15 protein-coding genes and 1 pseudogene are annotated in these 19,307 nt (G+C 66.8%); 14 read left to right on the forward strand and 2 right to left on the reverse strand.

The window, feature by feature from the left end; genetic code table 11:
- A complete protein-coding gene (gene phaC, locus GV368_RS08195) occupies positions 1-1,833 on the reverse strand; it encodes a class I poly(R)-hydroxyalkanoic acid synthase (RefSeq protein ID WP_169116172.1) in 1,833 nt (610 codons plus the stop codon).
- A 27-nt stretch (positions 1,834-1,860) separates the two neighbouring features.
- A complete protein-coding gene (locus GV368_RS08200; RefSeq protein ID WP_169116173.1) occupies positions 1,861-2,889 on the reverse strand; it encodes an MBL fold metallo-hydrolase in 1,029 nt (342 codons plus the stop codon).
- Positions 2,890-2,948: 59 nt separating this feature from the next.
- Here GV368_RS08200 and GV368_RS08205 point away from each other — a divergent pair, with 59 nt between their 5' ends.
- From GV368_RS08205 to GV368_RS08270, 14 genes and pseudogenes are all read left to right on the forward strand, one after another.
- On the forward strand, positions 2,949-3,389 hold the full coding sequence (locus GV368_RS08205; protein WP_142810309.1) for a MerR family transcriptional regulator: 441 nt from the start codon (positions 2,949-2,951) through the stop codon (positions 3,387-3,389).
- A 69-nt stretch (positions 3,390-3,458) separates the two neighbouring features.
- Entirely contained in the window at positions 3,459-4,631 is a 1,173-nt protein-coding gene (locus tag GV368_RS08210) for an isovaleryl-CoA dehydrogenase (RefSeq protein WP_169116174.1), read from the forward strand.
- A 38-nt stretch (positions 4,632-4,669) separates the two neighbouring features.
- Positions 4,670-5,883, forward strand: a pseudogene (locus tag GV368_RS08215) (acetyl-CoA C-acyltransferase).
- Entirely contained in the window at positions 5,874-6,779 is a 906-nt protein-coding gene (locus GV368_RS08220) for a DMT family transporter (protein WP_169116175.1), read from the forward strand. The pseudogene GV368_RS08215 and the gene GV368_RS08220 overlap by 10 nt, the downstream one beginning before the upstream one ends.
- 30 nt (positions 6,780-6,809) lie before the next feature.
- Positions 6,810-7,943, forward strand: coding sequence for an acyl-CoA dehydrogenase (locus tag GV368_RS08225; protein ID WP_169116176.1), 1,134 nt, complete (start codon positions 6,810-6,812; stop codon positions 7,941-7,943).
- A gap of 22 nt (positions 7,944-7,965) precedes the next feature.
- The gene (locus GV368_RS08230; RefSeq protein ID WP_169116177.1) at positions 7,966-9,573 is read left to right on the forward strand and encodes a carboxyl transferase domain-containing protein; all 1,608 of its coding nucleotides are present in this window, start codon (positions 7,966-7,968) and stop codon (positions 9,571-9,573) included.
- Between the two features lie 24 nt (positions 9,574-9,597).
- Positions 9,598-10,386, forward strand: coding sequence for an enoyl-CoA hydratase/isomerase family protein (locus tag GV368_RS08235; protein WP_169116178.1), 789 nt, complete (start codon positions 9,598-9,600; stop codon positions 10,384-10,386).
- 10 nt (positions 10,387-10,396) lie between these two features.
- Positions 10,397-12,427: an acetyl-CoA carboxylase biotin carboxylase subunit gene (locus GV368_RS08240; RefSeq protein WP_169116179.1), complete on the forward strand. Its 2,031-nt coding sequence runs from the start codon at positions 10,397-10,399 to the stop codon at positions 12,425-12,427.
- Positions 12,427-13,350, forward strand: a complete 924-nt coding sequence (locus GV368_RS08245) for a hydroxymethylglutaryl-CoA lyase (RefSeq protein WP_169116195.1) — start codon at positions 12,427-12,429, stop codon at positions 13,348-13,350. Before GV368_RS08240 ends, GV368_RS08245 begins: the two co-directional genes overlap by 1 nt.
- Positions 13,347-13,592, forward strand: coding sequence for a DUF1289 domain-containing protein (locus GV368_RS08250; RefSeq protein ID WP_169116180.1), 246 nt, complete (start codon positions 13,347-13,349; stop codon positions 13,590-13,592). The genes GV368_RS08245 and GV368_RS08250 overlap by 4 nt, the downstream gene beginning before the upstream one ends.
- 110 nt (positions 13,593-13,702) lie before the next feature.
- Complete coding sequence (locus GV368_RS08255) at positions 13,703-14,626, forward strand: MBL fold metallo-hydrolase (RefSeq protein ID WP_169116181.1); 924 nt, start codon at positions 13,703-13,705, stop codon at positions 14,624-14,626.
- Positions 14,627-14,692: 66 nt separating this feature from the next.
- A complete protein-coding gene (locus GV368_RS08260) occupies positions 14,693-15,091 on the forward strand; it encodes an HI0074 family nucleotidyltransferase substrate-binding subunit (protein ID WP_169116182.1) in 399 nt (132 codons plus the stop codon).
- Positions 15,076-15,405 carry a nucleotidyltransferase family protein gene (locus tag GV368_RS08265; protein ID WP_142810291.1) on the forward strand — a complete coding sequence of 110 codons (330 nt, stop codon included), beginning with the start codon at positions 15,076-15,078 and terminating at the stop codon, positions 15,403-15,405. The genes GV368_RS08260 and GV368_RS08265 overlap by 16 nt, the downstream gene beginning before the upstream one ends.
- A 200-nt stretch (positions 15,406-15,605) precedes the next feature.
- Complete coding sequence (locus GV368_RS08270; protein WP_169116183.1) at positions 15,606-19,283, forward strand: helicase-related protein; 3,678 nt, start codon at positions 15,606-15,608, stop codon at positions 19,281-19,283.
- Positions 19,284-19,307 lie beyond the last annotated feature (24 nt).

A 19,307-nucleotide genomic window follows, 5' to 3' on the forward strand; every position in this document is an offset into this window, starting at 1 on the left:
TCAGATGCGCACCTTGACGTAGGAGCCGGGAGCGTCCTCGATCACCGGGAGCTTCCCTTGGGCCGGGTCGCGCGCCGGCACGCGCGTGTCGTCCTGCGCCGCCAGCCATTCATTCCAGTTGGGCCACCACGAACCGGGGTGATGTTCGGCGCCGCGCAGCCATTCTTCCGGATCCTCGGGCAGCGGCGTGACCGGGTTGGTCCAGTAACCGTACTTGTTCGCCGAGGGTGGGTTGACGATGCCGGCGATGTGGCCCGAGCCGCCGAGCACGAAGCGCACCGGCGCGCCCGTGAGCCTACGGGCGCCCTTGTAGGTGGTACGCCACGGGGCGATGTGGTCCTCGACCGTGGAGATGAAATAGCACGGGTGCTTGATCTTGCCCAGGTCGATCGGTGTGCCGAGGATCTCGATTCCGCCCGGTTCGACGAGTTTGTTCTCGATGTACATCTTGCGCAGATAGAAACTGTGCATCGCCGCGGGCATGCGGGTGGAGTCGGAGTTCCAGTACAGCAGATCGAAGGGGAAAGGTTCCTTGCCGAGCAGGTAGTTATTGACCACGAAGGACCAGATGAGATCGTTGGCGCGCAGCATGTTGAAGGTGGTGGCCATCTCCGAGCCTTCGAGGTAGCCACGCTCTTGCATTTTCTTTTCCAGCGTTGCCACGGTTTCGGGTGTGGTGAATACCCCTAGCTCGCCAGGTTCGGAGAAGTCGAGGAGGGTAGTGAGGAAAGTGGTCGAACCGAGCCGCCTCTGCCGTTTAGCCGCCAGGTAGGCGGCAGTGGTGGCGAGCAGGGTGCCGCCCAGGCAGTAGCCAACGGCATTGACGACGCGCTCGCCGGTCTGCTCTTCGATGGCGTCGAGCGCGGCGAGCACGCCTTTGGCGACGTAGTCGTCGAAAGCGGCGTTGGCGAGGTGTTCATCGGGGTTCACCCAGGAGAGGATGAACACCGTATGCCCTTGGTCGACCAGCCATTTGACGAGCGAATTCTGCGGCCGCAGGTCGAGGATGTAGTACTTGTTGATCCAGGGCGGCACGATGAGGAGCGGCCGCTTGTAGACGGTCTCGGTGGTGGGGGTGTACTGGATGAGCTGCATGAGCTCGGTTTGGTATACCACCTTGCCCGGCGTGGTGGCGATGTTCTTGCCCAGCTCGAAGGCGCTGGTGTCGGTCATGCGGATACGCAGCTGGCCGTGCCCTTCCTCCAGATCGCGCAGGAGGTTCTTCAGCCCCCGGACGAGGTTCTGGCCTTGGGTGCGCAGGGTCTCGCGGAAGACCTCGGGGTTGGTGAGGGCGAAATTCGACGGCGAGAGGGCATCGATGAAGTTGCGGGTGAAGAATTCGATGCGTTTCTTCGTGCGCTCGTCGGTCCCCTTGAGGTCGCTGACGACTTCGTGGATGCGGCGCGCGGCGATGAGGTAGGACTGCTTGATGTAGTCGAAGAGGAAGTGCTCTTCCCAGTCCGGGTCCTTGAAACGGCGGTCACCCTTCTCCGGTTCGACCACGGGCGGGGTCTTCAGGCCCATGAGCTTGAGCATGGAGCGCTGCCACAGGGTGAAGTAGTCCCACATCAGGTTCATTTGCGCCTGGGCGAGACGGTAGGGGTTGGCGAGCAGCCGCGCCATCATCTCCATGTAGGTCTGCGCGATGCCGACTTCGTCGGCCGGCGGATGGATTCCCTCCTTGAGCTGCTTGCGCATGGTCTCGCCCAGCAGCCGGGCGGCCCGCTCGGCCACTTCGGCGTAGATCTTCGCCATTTCCTGGGGGTTGGGGAACTCGGGGGTGACCGGCGGCGGGGCGGCCGGTTTTTGTGCTGGGGTCTGTGTCTCGCTCATCTTTGTTCCCTTGGTGCTCGTTCTCGTTCAGGAGGTCGGGCCCGTGCGCACGAAACGCCGCTGGCCATCGGAACCGCGCAACCGCTCGGCACGTCCGAGCGCGACCAGGTGGTTGAGGTGGGCGAGCGCCTCGCCGAGCGCGAACACGACCTGGTGCGTGTCGAGCGCGCGGGAAAAGAGCGTCGGGATCACCTCGGCCGCCGTCTTCGGCGCGTCCAGCGCGGCTTCGAGTACCGTCAGGCGCTCTTCGTGATGGGCACGCAGCTGGGCGATGCGCGCGTGCAGGCCGACGAACGGCAGTCCATGTGATGGTAGCACAAGGGTATCTTCCGGCAAGTGCTCGAACCGTCCGAGCGAGCGCAGAAAGTCGGCGAGCGGATCGTCTTCGGGCGAGACGGCCCAGACACCGACGTTGGTGGAGATCTTGGGTAGCAGCATGTCGCCGGAGACGAGCAGCTTCTGCGAGGGGCAGTAGAGGGCGACGTGCTCGGGCGAATGGCCGCAGCCGGTGATCACCTGCCAGGTGCGCCCGCCGATGACCAGTTCGTCGCCGTCGTGTAGGCGATGGAATCGCTCGGGCAAGCGCGGAGCGCCGCGGCGATAAGCGTTGCCCCGGGATTCCAGCGCCGCCGCGCGCTCCTCGTCGAGGCCGTTTGCCCGGAACAGGGCGAGCATGGCCTCGACCGAATGGCCGGCGATGCCATGCCAGACGGCATGGCCAGTGAGGAATTCGGAATGGCTCATCCACAGCTCGATGTTCCATTCGCGCATGAGCCAATCGGCCAGCCCGAAATGGTCGGGGTGAAAGTGGGTGACGATGAGTCGCGAGGGCAGGCGCAGGCGCAGTGCTTCGCGCCAGGCCGCTTGCACCTGGGGCGAGGCAAACCCCGTGTCGACGAGGGCGACCTGGTTCTCGGCGTCGTCGATCAGCCACAGGTTGATGTGATCGAGCGCAAACGGCAGCGGCATGCGCAGCCAGTGTACGCCGGGGGCGACGGTGGTCACTTGCCCGAGCTCGGGGGTGGCCGGGTGCGGATAGCTGAGTTCGGTGTGCATGTGGTAATGTTCCGTTGACGTCAACGGAAATCAGTCTACCGGAAAATCGCGAGGCGAGGATGAGCCGGACAAGGGAATACTTCACCATCTCGGATCTGGCGCGGGAGTTCAGTATCACGCCGCGTACGATCCGCTACTACGAGGATCAGGGGCTGCTGCATCCGCGCCGCGAGGGGAGGGTGCGGGTCTATGATCGCGCCGACCGCACGCGGCTCAAGCTCACGCTGCGCGGCAAGCGCCTGGGGTTGTCGCTCGCGCAGATCAAGGAATTGATCGACATGTACGACGGGCGCCACGATTCGGCGCCGCAACTGCGCCGCTTCCTCAGCGTGCTCGAAGAACGGCGCCGCGCCCTCGAGCAGCAGCGCCGCGACATCGAGGCGGTGCTCGATGAGATCGACATGCTCGAGCGCCAGTGCCTGAGCTTGCTGGGGCACGATGCCCGGGGGGCCGAGGCCGCACGCCAGGAACTGCAGGCGCGCGTCGAAGCCGCCACCTGACGGGGGCTTTGCAAACGGCCCGGTTTGGTTTACGTTAACGTCAACGTCAACACCAAAGGAGGAGGAAACATGGAGACGGTGGGGCTCGACTTCGGGCTGGGAGAAACGCACGACCTGCTGCGTCAGACGCTGCAGTCGTTCTGTGCGCAGGAGATCGCACCGCGGGCGGCGCAGATCGACCGGGAGAATGCCTTTCCGCCGGATCTGTGGCGCAAGCTGGGAGAACTCGGCCTGCACGGCATGACGGTGGCCGAAGAGTACGGCGGCAGCGCCATGGGGTATCTGGCGCACATCATCGCCATGGAGGAAATCTCGCGTGCGAGCGCCGCGGTGGGGCTCTCCTACGGGGCGCATTCGAACCTGTGCGTCAACCAGATCCACCGCAACGGCACCGAGGCGCAAAAGCGTAAATACCTGCCCAAGCTCGTCTCCGGCGAGTGGGTGGGGGCGCTGGCGATGAGCGAGCCCGAGGCCGGTTCCGACGTGGTGAGCATGAAACTGCGCGCCGAGAAAAAGGGCGATCGCTACGTGCTCAACGGCAGCAAGATGTGGATCACCAACGGCGGGGACGCCGACGTGCTGGTGGTCTATGCCAAGACCGACCCGGCGGCGGGCCCTCGCGGCATCACGGCTTTCATCGTCGAGAAGGGGATGAAGGGCTTTACCGCCGGCAACAAGCTCGACAAGCTCGGCATGCGCGGCTCGAACACCTATCCGCTCTTCTTCGAGAATTGCGAGGTGCCCGAGGAGAACGTGCTCGGCAAGGTCAACGAGGGGGTCAAGGTGCTCATGAGTGGGCTCGACTACGAGCGCGCCGTGCTCGCCGGCGGGCCGCTGGGGATCATGGCCGCGTGCATGGACGTGGTGCTGCCCTACGTGCATGAGCGGCGCCAGTTCAACCAGCCGATCGGCCGCTTCCAGCTCATGGAAGGGAAAATTGCCGACATGTATACCACTTGGCAGGCTTGCCGTGCCTACGTCTATGCGGTGGGGCAGGCGCTCGATCGTAGCGATCACAGCCGCAAGCTGCGCAAGGACTGCGCCGGGGTCATTCTCTATGCGGCGGAGAAGGCCACCTGGATGGCCGGCGAGGCGATCCAGGCGCTGGGCGGCAACGGCTACATCAACGACTATCCCACCGGGCGGCTGTGGCGCGACGCCAAGCTCTATGAGATTGGGGCGGGGACGTCCGAGATTCGCCGCATGCTCATCGGGCGCGAGCTCTTCGACGAGACGGCCTGATCGTTGACGTTGACGATACTACACGAGGAGAAAGATCGATGACGCAGGACAAACGGGCCGACGACGTGGTGATCGTCGGCGTGGCGCGCACGCCGATGGGGGGTTTTCTCGGAGATCTGGCCGACGTGCCGGCCCCGCGTCTGGGCGCGGCGGCGATCGAGGCGGCGATCGGCCGGGCGGGCCTTGCCAAGGAGTCGATCGAAGAGGTGCTGATGGGCAACGTGCTGCAGGCCGGCGAAGGTCAGGCCCCGGCGCGTCAGGCGGCGCTGGGAGCGGGGCTGCCCACGTCAGTCGCCTGCACCACCGTGCACAAGGTATGCGGCTCCGGCATGAAGACGTGATGCTCGCACACGACGCGCTCAAGGCGGGTTCCGTGGCGGTGGCGGTGGCCGGCGGCATGGAGTCGATGTCGAACGCTCCCTACCTGCTCCCCAAGGCCAGAGCCGGTCTGCGCCTGGGGCACGGCCAGCTGCTGGATCACATGTTCTACGACGGCCTGGAAGACGCCTACCAGAAAGGCCGGCTGATGGGGACGTTCGCCGAGGATGCGGCGCAGCACTACGGTTTCACCCGTGAGCAGCAGGACGCCTACGCCATCGCCTCGACCGAGCGCGCCCAGCGGGCGATCAAGGAAGGGGCGTTCTCCTGGGAGATCGTGCCGGTGAAAATCGCCGGGCGCGGCGGGGAGCGGGTGGTGGAGATCGACGAGCAGCCGCTCAAGGCGAAACTCGACAAGATCCCCACCTTGAAGCCGGCGTTTCGTGAGGGCGGCACCGTCACCGCGGCCAATTCCTCGTCCATCTCCGACGGGGCGGCAGCGCTGGTGCTCACCACCCGGGCCGAGGCCGAGCGCCTGGGCTGCACGCCGATCGCGCGCATCGTCGGGCACAGCACGTTCGCGCACGAGCCGGCGTGGTTCACCACGGCCCCGGTGGGCGCGATGAAGCGCCTCTTCGCGAAGACGGGCTGGGATCCTGCCGGCGTGGATTGCTTCGAGATCAACGAGGCGTTTGCCGTGGTGACCATGATCGCGATGAAGGAGCTGGGCCTGCCGCACGAGAAGGTCAACGTCCACGGCGGCGCCTGCGCCCTGGGGCATCCGATCGGGGCGTCCGGCGCGCGCATCCTCGTCACCCTCATCGGGGCGCTGCGGCGCACCGGCGGGCGGCGGGGCGTCGCGAGCCTGTGCATTGGCGGGGGTGAGGCCACGGCGATGGCGATCGAACTCGAAGGGGGCGTGGCTTGCGGTTGAGCCCCGTCGCCGGCGAGGCGACCTTGCCGGTCTATCTGAAGCTCGTCGCGGCGATGTTGAGCTGGGGCGGGACCTGGGTGGCCGGCCGGGTCGTGGCGCAGGCGGTGGGAACGCCGATCGCCGCGGCGGCGGCGCGTTTCACGCTCGCCGCGCTCGTGCTCGGAGCGGTGCTACTCGCCAAGGGAGAGCCGATCGGCGCGGGCTCGCTGCAGCGTGCCTGGCGGCCGATCTTGGGTCTGGCGCTCACCGGGGTCTTCTTCTACAACCTGTGCTTTTTTTACGGCTTGAAGCACGTCGAAGCCGGGCGGGGCGCGCTGGTGGTGGCCTTGAATCCGGTGGTGGTGGCGACGCTGGCGTGGTGGCTCGGTGGAGAGCGCGCCCGTCCGCCGGCGGTGCTCGGGGCCGTGCTCGCCTTCGTCGGTTGCCTCACGGTGATCGGCAACGGCGATCCGCTCGCGCCGCTCGCCGGCCACATCGGCTTGGGTGAAGTTTTGGTGTTGGGCTGCGTCGTCTGCTGGACGGCCTATACCTTCGTGGGACGGCGCGCCACGCGCCTCGTCTCGGCGCTCGCGGCCACTTTCTGGTCCTGCACCTTCGGCGCCGTGCTGCTGTGGGCGGCGGCCTTTGCCGCCGGCGGCGTCGATTGGGCGCAGTGGAGCCCGGTGGTGTGGGCGGCGGTGGCTTTTCTCGGGGTCTTCGGCACGGCGATCGGCTTTACCTGGTACACCGACGCCGTGCGGGTGCTGGGAGCGGCGCGGGCGGCGATGTTCATCAATCTGGTGCCGGTGGCGGCGGTGCTGATGGCGGCGATCGCCTTGGGGGAGACTTTTGCGCCCTCGGTAGCGCTGGGGGGTGCCGCCGTGCTCGCCGGGGTGTGGCTGACGACGCGGCGTTGAACGAAAACGACGAACGAAAAAGGAGAGAGGATGATCCTGGATTCCGAACACGAACTGATCCGCGACACGATGCGCGCTTTCGCGCAGGAGCGGCTCGCTCCCTTCGCGGCGCGCTGGGACCGTGAGCACACTTTTCCCCGCGAGGCGCTACGGGAACTCGGCGAGCTCGGCGCCATGGGAGTGACGGTGCCCGTCGAATGGGGCGGGGCGGGGCTGGATTATCTGAGCCTCGTGCTGGCGATCGAAGAGATCGCCGCCGGCGACGGGGCGACCTCGACGGTGGTGTCGGTGCAGAATTCGCTGGTGTGCGGCATCACGCTCGCCTATGGTTCGGACCGGCAGAAGCGGGAATGGCTGCCGCGGCTCGCGCAGGGCGAGGCGCTGGGCTGCTTTTGTCTCACCGAGCCGCACGTGGGCTCGGATGCGGCGGCAATCCGCACCACCGCGGTGCGCGAGGGCGACTCCTGGGTGATCGACGGGGTCAAGCAGTTCATTTCCACGGGCAAGAACGCCGACGTGGCGCTGGTGCTGGCGGTGACCGATCCGGCCGCGGGCAAGAAGGGGATTTCCTGTTTCCTCGTGCCCACCGACACGCCGGGTTATCTCGTCACGCGCATCGAGGAGAAAATGGGGCAGCACGCGAGCGACACGGCGCAGATCACTTTCGAGCGCTGCCGCGTGCCGCTCGATGCGCTGGTGGGCGCCGAGGGCGAGGGCTACAAGATCGCCTTGTCGCAACTCGAGGCCGGACGCATTGGCATCGCCGCCCAGAGCGTAGGCATGGCGCGCGCGGCGTTCGAGGCGGCGCTGCGCTATGCGCATGAGCGCGAGGCTTTCGGCAAGCCGATTTTCGAGCACCAGGCGGTGCAGTTCAAGCTCGCCGACATGGCTACCCGGATCGAGGCGGCCCGCCAGCTGGTGTGGCATGCCGCCAGCCTCAAGGACGCCGGCCGCCCCTGCCTGCAGGAAGCCTCGATGGCCAAGCTTTTCGCCTCCGAGATGGCCGAATGGGTGTGCTCGGCGGCGATCCAGATCCACGGAGGCTATGGCTACGTGAGCGACTTTCCGGTGGAGCGCATCTACCGCGACGTGCGCGTGTGTCAGATCTACGAGGGTACGAGCGAGATCCAGCGCCTGGTGATCGCCCGCGGCCTTTCGCTGTGACAGAACGATCGAGGAGGAGGGAATGAGCCGTATCGTATCGAAGGTGGATCCGCGCGGCGCGGAGTTCGCCGCCAATGCGCAGTGGATGCGCGGCCTGGTCGCGGATCTGGAAGATAAGGTGGCCCGCGTGCAGCAGGGCGGCGGGGAAGAGGCCCGGCGGCGCCACACCGCCCGCGGCAAGCTGCTGCCGCGCGAGCGCGTCGAGCGCCTGCTCGATCCGGGCTCGCCCTTTTTGGAGGTCGGGCAGCTGGCCGCCTGGGGGATGTACGACGACGAGGCCCCGGGGGCCGGCATCGTGACCGGGATCGGCCGGGTGCAGGGCGTGGAGTGCATGATCGTGGCCAACGACGCCACCGTCAAGGGCGGCACCTACTACCCGATCACGGTGAAGAAACACCTGCGGGCGCAGGAGATCGCCCAGCAGAATCGCCTGCCGTGCATCTACCTGGTCGACTCGGGCGGCGCCTACCTGCCGCTGCAAGACGAGGTCTTCCCCGACCGCGACCACTTCGGGCGCATCTTCTACAACCAGGCCAACATGTCGGCCCTGGGCATTCCGCAGATCTCGGTGGTGATGGGCTCGTGCACCGCGGGCGGGGCCTACGTGCCGGCGATGTCCGACGAGACCATCATCGTGCGCAACCAGGGCACCATTTTCCTGGGCGGGCCGCCGCTCGTGAAGGCGGCCACGGGCGAAGTGGTCACGGCCGAGGAGCTCGGCGGGGGCGACGTACACACGCGCATTTCCGGTGTGGCCGATCACCTCGCCGAGAACGACGCGCATGCGCTCTACCTGGCGCGGCGCATCGTGGCGCACCTCAACGCGCGCAAGCCCGTGGATCTGTCCTGGCACGACGCCGAGGAGCCGGCTTACGATCCGCAGGAGCTCTACGGCGTGGTGCCGCAAGATACGCGCAAGCCCTTCGACGTGCGCGAGGTGATCGCGCGGCTGGTCGACGGGTCGCGTTTCGACGAGTTCAAGGCACGCTACGGCACCACCCTGGTGACCGGTTTCGCCGAGCTCTACGGCTTTCCCCTGGGAATCGTGGCCAACAACGGCATCCTCTTCGGCGAGTCGGCGCAAAAAGGCACGCACTTCATCGAGCTGTGCGCCCAGCGCGGCATCCCCCTCCTCTTCCTGCAGAACATCACCGGTTTCATGGTGGGCAAGAAGTACGAGAATTCCGGAATCGCCAAGGACGGGGCGAAGATGGTCACGGCCGTGGCCACCGCCCAGGTGCCCAAGTTCACCGTCATCATTGGCGGTTCGTTCGGCGCCGGAAACTACGGCATGTGCGGCCGGGCCTATTCGCCGCGATTCCTGTGGACCTGGCCCAACAGCCGCATCTCGGTGATGGGGGGCGAGCAGGCCGCGAGCGTGCTTGCCACCGTGCGGCGCGACGCGATCGAGGCCAAGGGCGGAACGTGGTCGCGCGAGGAAGAAGAAGCCTTCAAGGCGCCGATCCGCGAACAGTACGAGCGCCAGGGGCACCCCTATTACGCCACGGCGCGTCTGTGGGACGATGGCGTGATCGATCCGGCGCAGACGCGGCGCGTGCTGGGGCTGAGCCTGTCGGCGGCGCTCAATACCCCCATTGCCGAGACGCGATTCGGCCTGTTCCGCATGTGACGGAAAAGAATCGAGGAGGAGAGGATGTACGAGACACTGGTGATCGAGACGCGCGGGCCGGTGGCCACGGTTTGGCTCAATCGCCCGGAGGTGCACAACGCCTTCAACGCCAAGGTGATCGAGGAGCTCACGGCCGCCTTCGCGCGGCTCGATGTCGACACGCAGGTGCGCGTGGTCGTGCTCGCCGGGCGGGGCAAGAGCTTTTCCGCCGGGGCCGATCTCAACTGGATGAAGGCGGCCGGAGCGGCATCCTTCGAGGAGAATCTCGAAGACGCGCGCCGGCTCGCGCGCATGCTGTGGCAGATCGCGCATATGGGCAAACCCACCATCGCCCGGGTGCATGGCGCGGCCCTGGGTGGCGGCATGGGGCTGGCGAGCGCCTGCGACCTCTGCATCGCCTCGCAGCGGGCGGTGTTCGCCACTTCCGAGGTGCGCTTCGGCATCATTCCTTCGGCGATCAGCCCGTACGTGATCCGGGCGATCGGCGTGCGCCAGGCGAAGCGCTATTTCCAGAGTGCCGAGCGCATCGACGCCGCCCGGGCCTTTGCCTTGGGCCTGGCGCACGAGGTGGTGGAAGAAGAGGCACTCGATGCCAAGATCGAGGAGGTGGTGCAGGCGCTGCTCGCCGGCGGGCCCAAGGCGCAGGCGGCGGCCAAGGCGCTCATCGACGCCGTGGCCGACCGTCCGCTCAGCGAAGCGGTGCTCGAAGACACGGCGCAACGCATCGCCCGCTTGCGCGCCACCGACGAGGCGCGCGAAGGGCTGAGCGCTTTCCTGGAAAAACGTCCCGCTGCCTGGGTGCCGCGTCCTTGAGGAGGGAGCAATGTTCCAGAAGATTCTGATCGCCAACCGCGGCGAGATCGCCTGCCGCGTGATCGCCACGGCACGGCGGCTCGGCATCGCCACGGTGGCGGTCTATTCCGATGCCGATCGCAACGCCCGCCACGTGCGGCTCGCCGACGAGGCCGTGTGGATCGGGCCGCCGCCGGCGCGCGAGTCCTACCTCGATATCGAACGCATCCTGGAGGCTGCGCGGCGCACCGGCGCCCAGGCGATCCACCCCGGCTACGGATTCCTGTCGGAGAACGAGGACTTCGCCCAGGCTTGTCTCGATGCCGGCATCGTCTTCATCGGCCCGCCGGTGGAGGCGATCCGCAAGATGGGCTCCAAGGCCGAGGCCAAGCGCCTGATGGAGGCGGCCGGCGTGCCGCTCACGCCGGGCTATCACGGCGAGGAGCAGGACCCGGAGTTTCTTTTCGAACAGGCCCGGCGCATCGGATTCCCGGTGCTCATCAAGGCGAGCGCCGGAGGCGGGGGCAAGGGAATGCGGCGCGTCGATCGGCCCGAGGATTTCGCCGAGGCGCTCGAATCCTGCCAGCGCGAGGCGCGATCGAGCTTTGGCGACGACCGGGTGCTGATCGAGAAATACATCCTGCGGCCGCGGCACATCGAGATGCAGGTCTTCGGCGACAGCCACGGCCAAGTGATCCACCTCTACGAGCGGGATTGCTCGGTGCAGCGCCGCCACCAGAAGGTGCTGGAAGAGGCGCCGGCCCCCGGCATGACCCCCGAGCGGCGCGCCGCCATGGGCGAGGCGGCGGTGGCGGCGGCCAAGGCGGTGGGTTACGTCGGCGCCGGTACGATCGAATTCATCGTCGAGCCTTCCGGCGCCTTCTACTTCATGGAGATGAACACGCGGCTGCAGGTCGAACATCCGGTCACCGAGATGATCACCGGGCTCGACCTGGTCGAATGGCAGCTGCGCGTGGCCGCCGGCGAGCCGCTGCCGCTCGCCCAGGACCAGATCCCGCTCGAAGGGCACGCGATCGAGGCGCGCATCTACGCCGAAGATCCGGCCAAGGGGTTCCTGCCCTCGGTGGGTCGGCTCGTGCACTTGCAGCCGCCGCCCGAGAGCGTGTGGGTGCGGGTGGATACCGGCGTGGAGCAGGGCGACGAGATCACGCCCTATTACGACCCGATGATCGCCAAGCTCATCGTCTGGGGCGAAAACCGCGCACAGGCGCTCACGCGCATGAGGCAGGCGCTGGCGAACTATCGCATCGTCGGCGTGGCGAACAACGTCGAATTCCTGGGAAAACTGGTCGACTCTCCGGCCTTTCGCCAAGCGGATCTCGACACCGGTCTCATCGAGCGCGAATCGGCCTTCCTCTTCGGGGGGGCCGAAGAACCGCCGCCGGCGGCATGGTTCGCCGTCTCCAGCGCGGAACGCCTGGCCGAGGCGCGCCGCATGCAGGAAGCCGCCCGCCGCGCACCCGACCCCACGTCGCCCTGGCACGCCGTGGACGGCTGGCGCGTGAACGCGCCGGCGCTGCGGCGCTGGCAGTGGCGCGCCGGCGAGACGACGCGCCGCGTGCAGGCCCGTTGCCTGGGTGAGAAGCTGCAGCTGCAGCTCTTCGACGAGAAAGGCGAATCCGTGGCAAGCGCTACCGCCTGGGGCGCGATGCTGGGCGAGGACAGCCTGAGGCTCGAGCTCGACGGCCGGCGCACCACGGTCACGGCGGTGACCGCCGGCAGCCGGCGGCACGTCTTCCTCGACGGCCGCGCCTGGGTGTTCGACCTCTGTGGTCAGGAAGGAACGGAAGGCGCTGGCACCGGGGTGGATGCGGCAGGGCTCACCGCTCCCATGCCGGGGCGCGTGATCGCGGTGAAAGTCGAGCCGGGCGCGAAGGTCGCACGCGGACAGACGCTGGTGGTGCTCGAAGCCATGAAAATGGAGCACGCCATCGTCGCGCCGACCGACGGCACCGTCAAGGCGGTGCGCTTCGCCGTGGGCGAACAGGTGCCCGATGGGGCCGAGCTGGTCGACTTCGAACCGGTCAAGGAGGAAGCGTGATGGAAGGCCCCGCCAAGGTCACGCTCGTCGAAGTCGGGCCGCGCGACGGGCTGCAGAACGAGAAGACGCCGATCGCCCTCGAGCACAAGCTGGCGCTGATCGAGCGGCTCGCCGCCTGCGGCCTGAAGGTGATCGAGGCCACCGCCTTCGTCTCGCCCCAATGGGTGCCGCAGATGGCCGATCATGCCGAAGTGATGCGTGCCCTGCGCGGGCGTCGCCGCCCCGGCGTGCGTCATCCGGTGCTCGTGCCCAATCTCAAGGGGCTGGAAGCGGCGCTCGCGGCCGGCGTCGACGAGATCGCCGTCTTCGGCGCCGCTTCCGAGACCTTCAGCCGCAAGAACATCAACTGCGGCATTGCCGAAGCGCTGGAGCGTTTCCGACCGGTGGTGGCACAGGCGCGCGCCGCCGGGGTGCGGGTGCGCGGCTACGTCTCCTGCGTGGTGGGCTGTCCCTACGAAGGGCCGGTGGCGCCGGAGAAGGTCGCGGAAGTCGCTGCGGCCCTCTTGGAGATGGGCTGTGAGGAAATTTCACTGGGCGACACCATCGGCGTGGGGACGCCGCGGCAGGTGCTCGCCATGCTCGAGGCGGTGGCGCGGCGCGTGCCGCTCGAGCGGCTCGCCGGACATTTCCACGACACCTACGGCATGGCGGTGGCGAACGTCTACGCCGCCTGGCGTTTTGGGGTGGCCACGTTCGACGCCTCCGTCGCCGGCCTGGGCGGCTGCCCTTACGCCAAGGGGGCCTCGGGCAACGTCGCTACCGAGGAGCTGGTCTATCTCTTCGACGGCCTGGGCGTGGAGACGGGCGTGGACTTGAAAGCGCTCATCGAGACCGCCTGGTGGGTGAGCGGGCTGCTCGGGCGCGAACCGGCCTCGCGCGTGGCCCGGGCGCTGGGCGGATCTTGCGCCGCGCCGCAGTCATGACGGTCGTGACCTCACCCTGCATCGGCGTGTGCCGGCTCGACGAGCGGACCGGCTGGTGCGTCGGCTGCCTGCGCACGCGCGAAGAGATCGCCCGCTGGCGCGACGCGGACGAGGCCGAGCGCCGCCGTATCCTCGCGGCAGTGGTGCGGCGTCGCGCCGCGCTCGGTGAGGGGGAAGCGAACAGCCAGGCGCTGGATGCGCGGTCGGGTGCCGCGCAACGCGGCGATCCGGCGGTGCCGTAGCGCGTTCGAGGCGTTCCATGGAACCCGAATGCGTTGGTATCTGCACGATCGAAGACGGAGTATGCGTCGGCTGCGGCCGGCGCATGTATGGCGAAGAATCGGGAGAAACGATGACGACGAAGACTCTGCCCCAGGGAATGGTGGTGCTGCAGCGCGGCTGGCTGTCGTCGAACTCGGTGCTGCTGCGCGGCACCGACGGCTGGACGCTGGTCGATAGCGGTTATGTGACGAAAGCTGGCGAGACGCTGGCACTTCTCGAAGCCACGGTACGGGGCGAGCCCATCGTACGGCTGGTCAACACCCATTCTCATTCGGATCATCTCGGCGGCAACGCCGCGGTGGCGCGGCGCTACGGTTGCCCCATCTGGGTGCCGGAAGGGCTGGCCGATCCCATCGGACGCTGGGACGAAGCTGCGCTGCTGCTGTCCAACGCCGGGCAACGGGCCGAACCTTTCTCCTATTCGGCCACCATCGCCCCGGGCGATACGATTGCGATGGGTCAATGGGAATGGCGTGCGATCGCCGTGCCTGGGCACGACATGCATGCGCTCGCCTATTTCGAGCCGACGCACGGCGTGCTCATCAGCGGCGACGCCCTGTGGGAAGACGGCTTCGGTATCCTCTTTCCCTCCCTGCTCGGCCAGGCCGACGCCATCGCCGCGGCGCGCGAGGCGCTCGCGGCGATCGAACGCCTGCCGGTACGCTGGGTGATCCCCGGGCACGGTGCCCCCTTTCGCGACGTGGCCGGAGCCCTGCAGCGCGCCTGGGGGCGGCTCGAAGCCTTCGCCAACGATCCCCGGCGCATCGCGCGCAACGCCCTGCGCGCCTGCGTCACTTTCACCCTGCTCCAACGGGGGTGCATGGAGGAAGAAGAGCTGCGTACCACTCTGGCCGGGGTCGAACTCTTCCAACGCGCTCTGGACTGGATCGAACTGACGCCCGAGGAGGCGGTGCGCTGGTTGGGCGAGGAACTCGAGCGCGCCGGTGCGATCCGCCGCGCCGAAGGGCAGTGGCAGGCGATGCTGCCGGCCTGATCGCCCCGCGTGCCCGGGCTCGCCGACGGTGATACGATCGGTCTTTCGGTCTTTTCGGGAGGCGACATGACGAATCACGAACGATTTCATGAACGCTGCCAGGATTTCCTCAAGGCCACCGAGCGGCTCGCCGAAGCCTGCGCCCAGCCGTATTCGGAATTCCTCCGCGACTCGGTCATCCAACGTTTCGAATTCTGCTGGGAGCTCGCCTGGAAGGTCCTGCGACTCAAACTGCTCGAGGAGGGAATCGAAGCACTCACGCCCCGCGAAGTCTTCCGTGAGGCCTTGGCCGCGGGGCTGCTGCACGATGGCAACGCCTGGAGCCAAGCCCAGCGCATGCGCAACCTCACCAGCCACACCTACGACGAATCCTTGGCCGAAGAAGTCTATCGCTTCGTCTGCCGCACGGGGTTGCCCCTCTTTCAGGAACTCGCACGGCAGGTGCGCCAATGGTTGCCCAAGTGACCGACCCTTCCGGCCTGTCGGACGAAATCCTCGCCGACCTGTGCCGCGTTTTTGCCCGCCATCCCGGCATCGAGGAAGTGCGCCTCTTCGGTTCACGCGCCAAGGGAACGCATCGCCCCGGCTCCGACATCGACCTCGCCGTGTTCGCCCCCTCGATGAGCGAGGCGGAATTCGCCGCCCTGTGGCAGGAGATCGACGACCTTCCCATCCTCTTCAAGATCGACCTCCTGCACTGGGATCGCCTCGCCAATACAGTCCTCAGGGATAAAATCCGCCGGGAGGGGAGGCGCATTTATCCGCAAGGAAATCCATGATTCCCGAGCGGGTGGTGGAGGAGCAGAAGTCCGGTTCGAAGAGGGGAATGACTGAACCATCGGAGAGGATCCAATGCGCATCGTGCTGGTCGCGCACTGGCAGTCTGGAGGCGCTGCCGGCCTGATCGCCCCGCGTGCCCGGGCTTGCCGACGGTGATACCATTGGTCTTCGGTGGCGAAAGACGGATGGAGAGCCGGGCATGCTGAAGCTCGAAGAGATCCGCGAGGACGCGGTGATTGCCGGAATCGAGCCGGGAGAGGCCGTGCGCATCGTCGCGGCCAAACCGGTTGGCAAAGACGCCCTCAGCATCGTCTACAAAACGGCAAACGGGGAACCGCACGACCGCCTGCTGTTTCGGGTGGAAGAATCCAAGCTGTCGTTGGCGCAGCAGGGTCGCCCCTGGGCGTTCGACGCCCCGGGCGAAGACTTCAAGCTCGCCGTCGAAGCCTGCCGCATCGATCTCGCCTACCTGTTCGATCCGATGATGGCGGTGCACACTGCCAACGTCGAACCGCTGCCACACCAAATCACCGCGGTGTACGAAACCATGCTGCCGCGCCAACCCTTGCGGTTCGTGCTCGCCGACGATCCGGGTGCCGGCAAGACCATCATGGCCGGTCTGTACCTGCGGGAGCTGATGATCCGGGCCGATGCCCGACGCGTGCTCATCGTCGCGCCCGGTTCGCTGGTCGGGCAGTGGCAGGATGAAATGGAGGAGAAATTCGGCCTGTCCTTCACCCTCTTCTCGCGCGAGCTGGAGGCGCAATCCCGCAGCGGCAACCCTTTCGACGAACACGACCTGCTGGTTGCCCGCCTCGATCAGCTCGCCCGAGCCGATGATCTGCGACACAAGCTGGCGCAGACCCGCTGGGATCTCGTCGTGGTCGATGAAGCCCACAAGCTTTCGGCCAACTACTTCGGCAACGAGATCAAGAAAACCAAGCGATTCCAGCTGGGCGAACTGCTGGGTTCGATCACGCGGCACTTCCTGCTGATGACGGCCACGCCGCACAATGGCAAGGAAGAAGACTTCCAGCTCTTCCTGTCCCTGCTCGATGCCGACCGCTTCTACGGCAAGTTTCGCGACGGTGCGCACAAGGTGGACGTCTCCGACCTCATGCGCCGCATGGTCAAAGAGCAGCTCCTCAAGTTCGACGGCACGCCGCTCTTCCCCGAACGCCGCGCCTACACGGTCAATTACACCCTCTCCGACCAGGAGGCCGCGCTCTACGTCGCGGTCACGGAGTACGTCAAGGAGCAGTTCAACAAGGTCGATGCGCTCACGGACGGCGAACGCAAAGGCACGGTAGGATTCGCGCTCACGGCGCTGCAGCGCCGCCTCGCCTCCAGCCCCGAGGCCATCTACCAATCGCTCAAGCGTCGCCGTGAGCGGCTCGAGCGCCGCCTCGAAGAAGAAAAGCTGCGTCAACGCGGGCAGACGGTGGCGCAGACTTTGGGAAACGCTGAAGCAATGAGCGAGCGGGATGAAGCGCAAGGCGCACGCAGCGCAGCGACCGAGACATATCGAGTAGATAGGCGAGGGAGCGAGCACCGCGCAACGCAGCGATTCGCCCGCACAGCCAATTATTCAGCGTTTCCCTTGACCGGTAACGGGAGCCTGCCCGAAGAGCTCTGGGATTCCGACGACGAACTCCCCGCCGAGGAATACGAAACGCTCGAAGAAACGCTCGTCGATCTCGCCACGGCCGCCCAGACCCTCCAAGAGCTCGCCAGCGAGATCGACGCGCTCGAACACCTCGAAGAGCAGGCCCGTCGGGTGGTGTATTCCGGCCAGGATCGCAAATGGGAAGAACTCTCACGGCTCCTGCAGGATACGCCCGAGATGCGGGATGCCGGTGGCCGCCAGCGCAAGCTCATCATTTTCACCGAGCACCGCGACACCTTGAACTACCTCGCGGTGAAGATCCGCGGTCTGCTCGGCAGCGAAGAGGCCGTGGTCTTGATCCATGGCGGCATCAAACGCGAAGAGCGGCGCAAGATAGAGGAGCGTTTTCGCAACGATCCCGTCGTGCGCATTCTGCTCGCCACCGACGCCGCCGGTGAAGGCGTGAACCTGCAAAACGCCCACCTCATGGTCAACTACGACCTGCCGTGGAACCCGAACCGGCTGGAGCAACGCTTCGGCCGCATCCACCGCATCGGCCAGACCGAGGTCTGTCACCTGTGGAACATGGTGGCCTCGGGGACCCGCGAAGGCGACGTCTTCCAGTGCCTCTTCAGGAAACTGGAAAACGAACGCCAGGCGTTGGGAGGTCGCGTATTCGACATCCTGGGCGAGGTATTCGAGGATAAACCGCTCAAGGACCTGCTGATCGAAGCCATCCGCTACGGCGAAGACCCCGACGTGCGCGCCCGCCTGCTCCAGAAAGTCGAAGGCGCGCTCGACACCCGCCATCTCGAGGACCTCATCCGGCGCAATGCCTTGTGCGAGGAAGTGATGGACGAGAAGCGCCTCTTCGCCGTCAAGGAAGAAATGGAAAAGGCCGAGGCGCGCAAACTGCAGCCTTTCTTCATTCGCTCCTTCTTTACCCAGGCGTTCCGGCGATTCCAAGGAGCCATGCACCCGCGTGAACCCGGCCGTTACGAGATCACGCACGTCCCGGCCATTCTGCGCGAGCGCGACCGGCAGATCAGCGGTCGTGACCGGCGCTACACCCACCCCGTGCTACGCCGCTACGAGCGTATCTGCTTCGAAAAGCGCCATGTGCGCCTCGTGGATCGTCCGGGTGCGCCGATGGCGAGCCTCATCCACCCCGGCCATCCCCTCATGCAGGCGCTCACCGATCTCGTCCTCGAGGAACATCGGCCCAAGCTCAGGCAAGGCGCGGTATTGGTCGACCCGGCCGACATGGGGCTCACCCCGCGGTTGCTCTTTCTCATCGACCACGCCATCAGGGAAGGGGCCGACCCCGCGTGCACCGTCTCGCGTCGCCTGCAGTTCGTCGACATCGACCCTTCCGGCAATGCCCGCAACGCCGGCTGGGCGCCCCACCTCGACCTCGAACCGATCACGCCGGCTGACCGCGACCTGGTCGAAGACGTGCTCGCCGCCCCTTGGATCCGCCAAAATCTGGAGCAAATGGCGTTGGCGCACGCCGCGGGTGGGCTCGCGCCCGAACATTTCGCCGAAGTGCGCGCCCGCCGGGAGGCGATGGTGGACAAGACGCTCGCCGCCGTGCGCGAGCGGCTCGTCAAGGAAATCAACTTCTGGTCCGACCGCGAGCTCAAACTGCGAGACGACCTTGCCGCCGGCAAGGACGTACGCCTGACGCTGGAGAACGTGCGCCGCACCATCGACGATCTCAGCGCCCGCCTGCACAGCCGTACCGCCCAGCTCGAAGCCATGCGCCACGTCGTCTCGGCCACGCCGGTGGTGCTGGGCGGCGCGCTGGTCATCCCCAAGGGCCTCTTGCTGCAGCGCCGCGGCGAGCCCGGCTGGACGGCGGACGCCGCTGCGCGGGCGCGGATCGAACGGATCGCCATGCAGGCGGTGATGGATGCCGAGCGCGCCCTGGGCCATACCGTCATCGACGTGTCCGCACAAAAGTGCGGCTGGGACATCACCAGCCTGCCGCCCGGGCGGGACGGGAAAATCCCCGCCTCGCGTCACATCGAAGTCAAGGGCCGCGCCAAGGGTCAGACCACCCTCACCGTCACCCGCAACGAGATCCTCTACGCCCTCAATCAGGTCGAGCAGTTCCTCCTCGCCATCGTGCTGGTGGATGGCGAGCGCTACGAAGGTCCGTTCTACGTGCGCCAGCCCTTCACGCAGGAGCCGGACTGGGCCGTCAGCAGCATCAACCTCGACCTCGACGCACTGCTCGCGCGCGCCACGAGTGCGGAGGGCTCGCTGTGAGCCAGGTCCATGTCCAGAAACAGA

It is taken from the genome of Tepidiphilus baoligensis (assembly GCF_012911495.1).
GTDB lineage: Bacteria > Pseudomonadota > Gammaproteobacteria > Burkholderiales > Rhodocyclaceae > Tepidiphilus > Tepidiphilus olei.

Coding starts and splice junctions, on each gene's coding strand:
- phaC (WP_169116172.1), bottom strand. CDS start 1,833: ATGAGCGAGACACAGACCCCAGCACAAAAACCGGCCGCCCCGCCGCCG.
- GV368_RS08200 (WP_169116173.1), bottom strand. CDS start 2,889: ATGCACACCGAACTCAGCTATCCGCACCCGGCCACCCCCGAGCTCGGG.
- GV368_RS08205 (WP_142810309.1), top strand. CDS start 2,949: ATGAGCCGGACAAGGGAATACTTCACCATCTCGGATCTGGCGCGGGAG.
- GV368_RS08210 (WP_169116174.1), top strand. CDS start 3,459: ATGGAGACGGTGGGGCTCGACTTCGGGCTGGGAGAAACGCACGACCTG.
- GV368_RS08225 (WP_169116176.1), top strand. CDS start 6,810: ATGATCCTGGATTCCGAACACGAACTGATCCGCGACACGATGCGCGCT.
- GV368_RS08230 (WP_169116177.1), top strand. CDS start 7,966: ATGAGCCGTATCGTATCGAAGGTGGATCCGCGCGGCGCGGAGTTCGCC.
- GV368_RS08235 (WP_169116178.1), top strand. CDS start 9,598: ATGTACGAGACACTGGTGATCGAGACGCGCGGGCCGGTGGCCACGGTT.
- GV368_RS08240 (WP_169116179.1), top strand. CDS start 10,397: ATGTTCCAGAAGATTCTGATCGCCAACCGCGGCGAGATCGCCTGCCGC.
- GV368_RS08245 (WP_169116195.1), top strand. CDS start 12,427: ATGGAAGGCCCCGCCAAGGTCACGCTCGTCGAAGTCGGGCCGCGCGAC.
- GV368_RS08250 (WP_169116180.1), top strand. CDS start 13,347: ATGACGGTCGTGACCTCACCCTGCATCGGCGTGTGCCGGCTCGACGAG.
- GV368_RS08255 (WP_169116181.1), top strand. CDS start 13,703: ATGACGACGAAGACTCTGCCCCAGGGAATGGTGGTGCTGCAGCGCGGC.
- GV368_RS08260 (WP_169116182.1), top strand. CDS start 14,693: ATGACGAATCACGAACGATTTCATGAACGCTGCCAGGATTTCCTCAAG.
- GV368_RS08265 (WP_142810291.1), top strand. CDS start 15,076: ATGGTTGCCCAAGTGACCGACCCTTCCGGCCTGTCGGACGAAATCCTC.
- GV368_RS08270 (WP_169116183.1), top strand. CDS start 15,606: ATGCTGAAGCTCGAAGAGATCCGCGAGGACGCGGTGATTGCCGGAATC.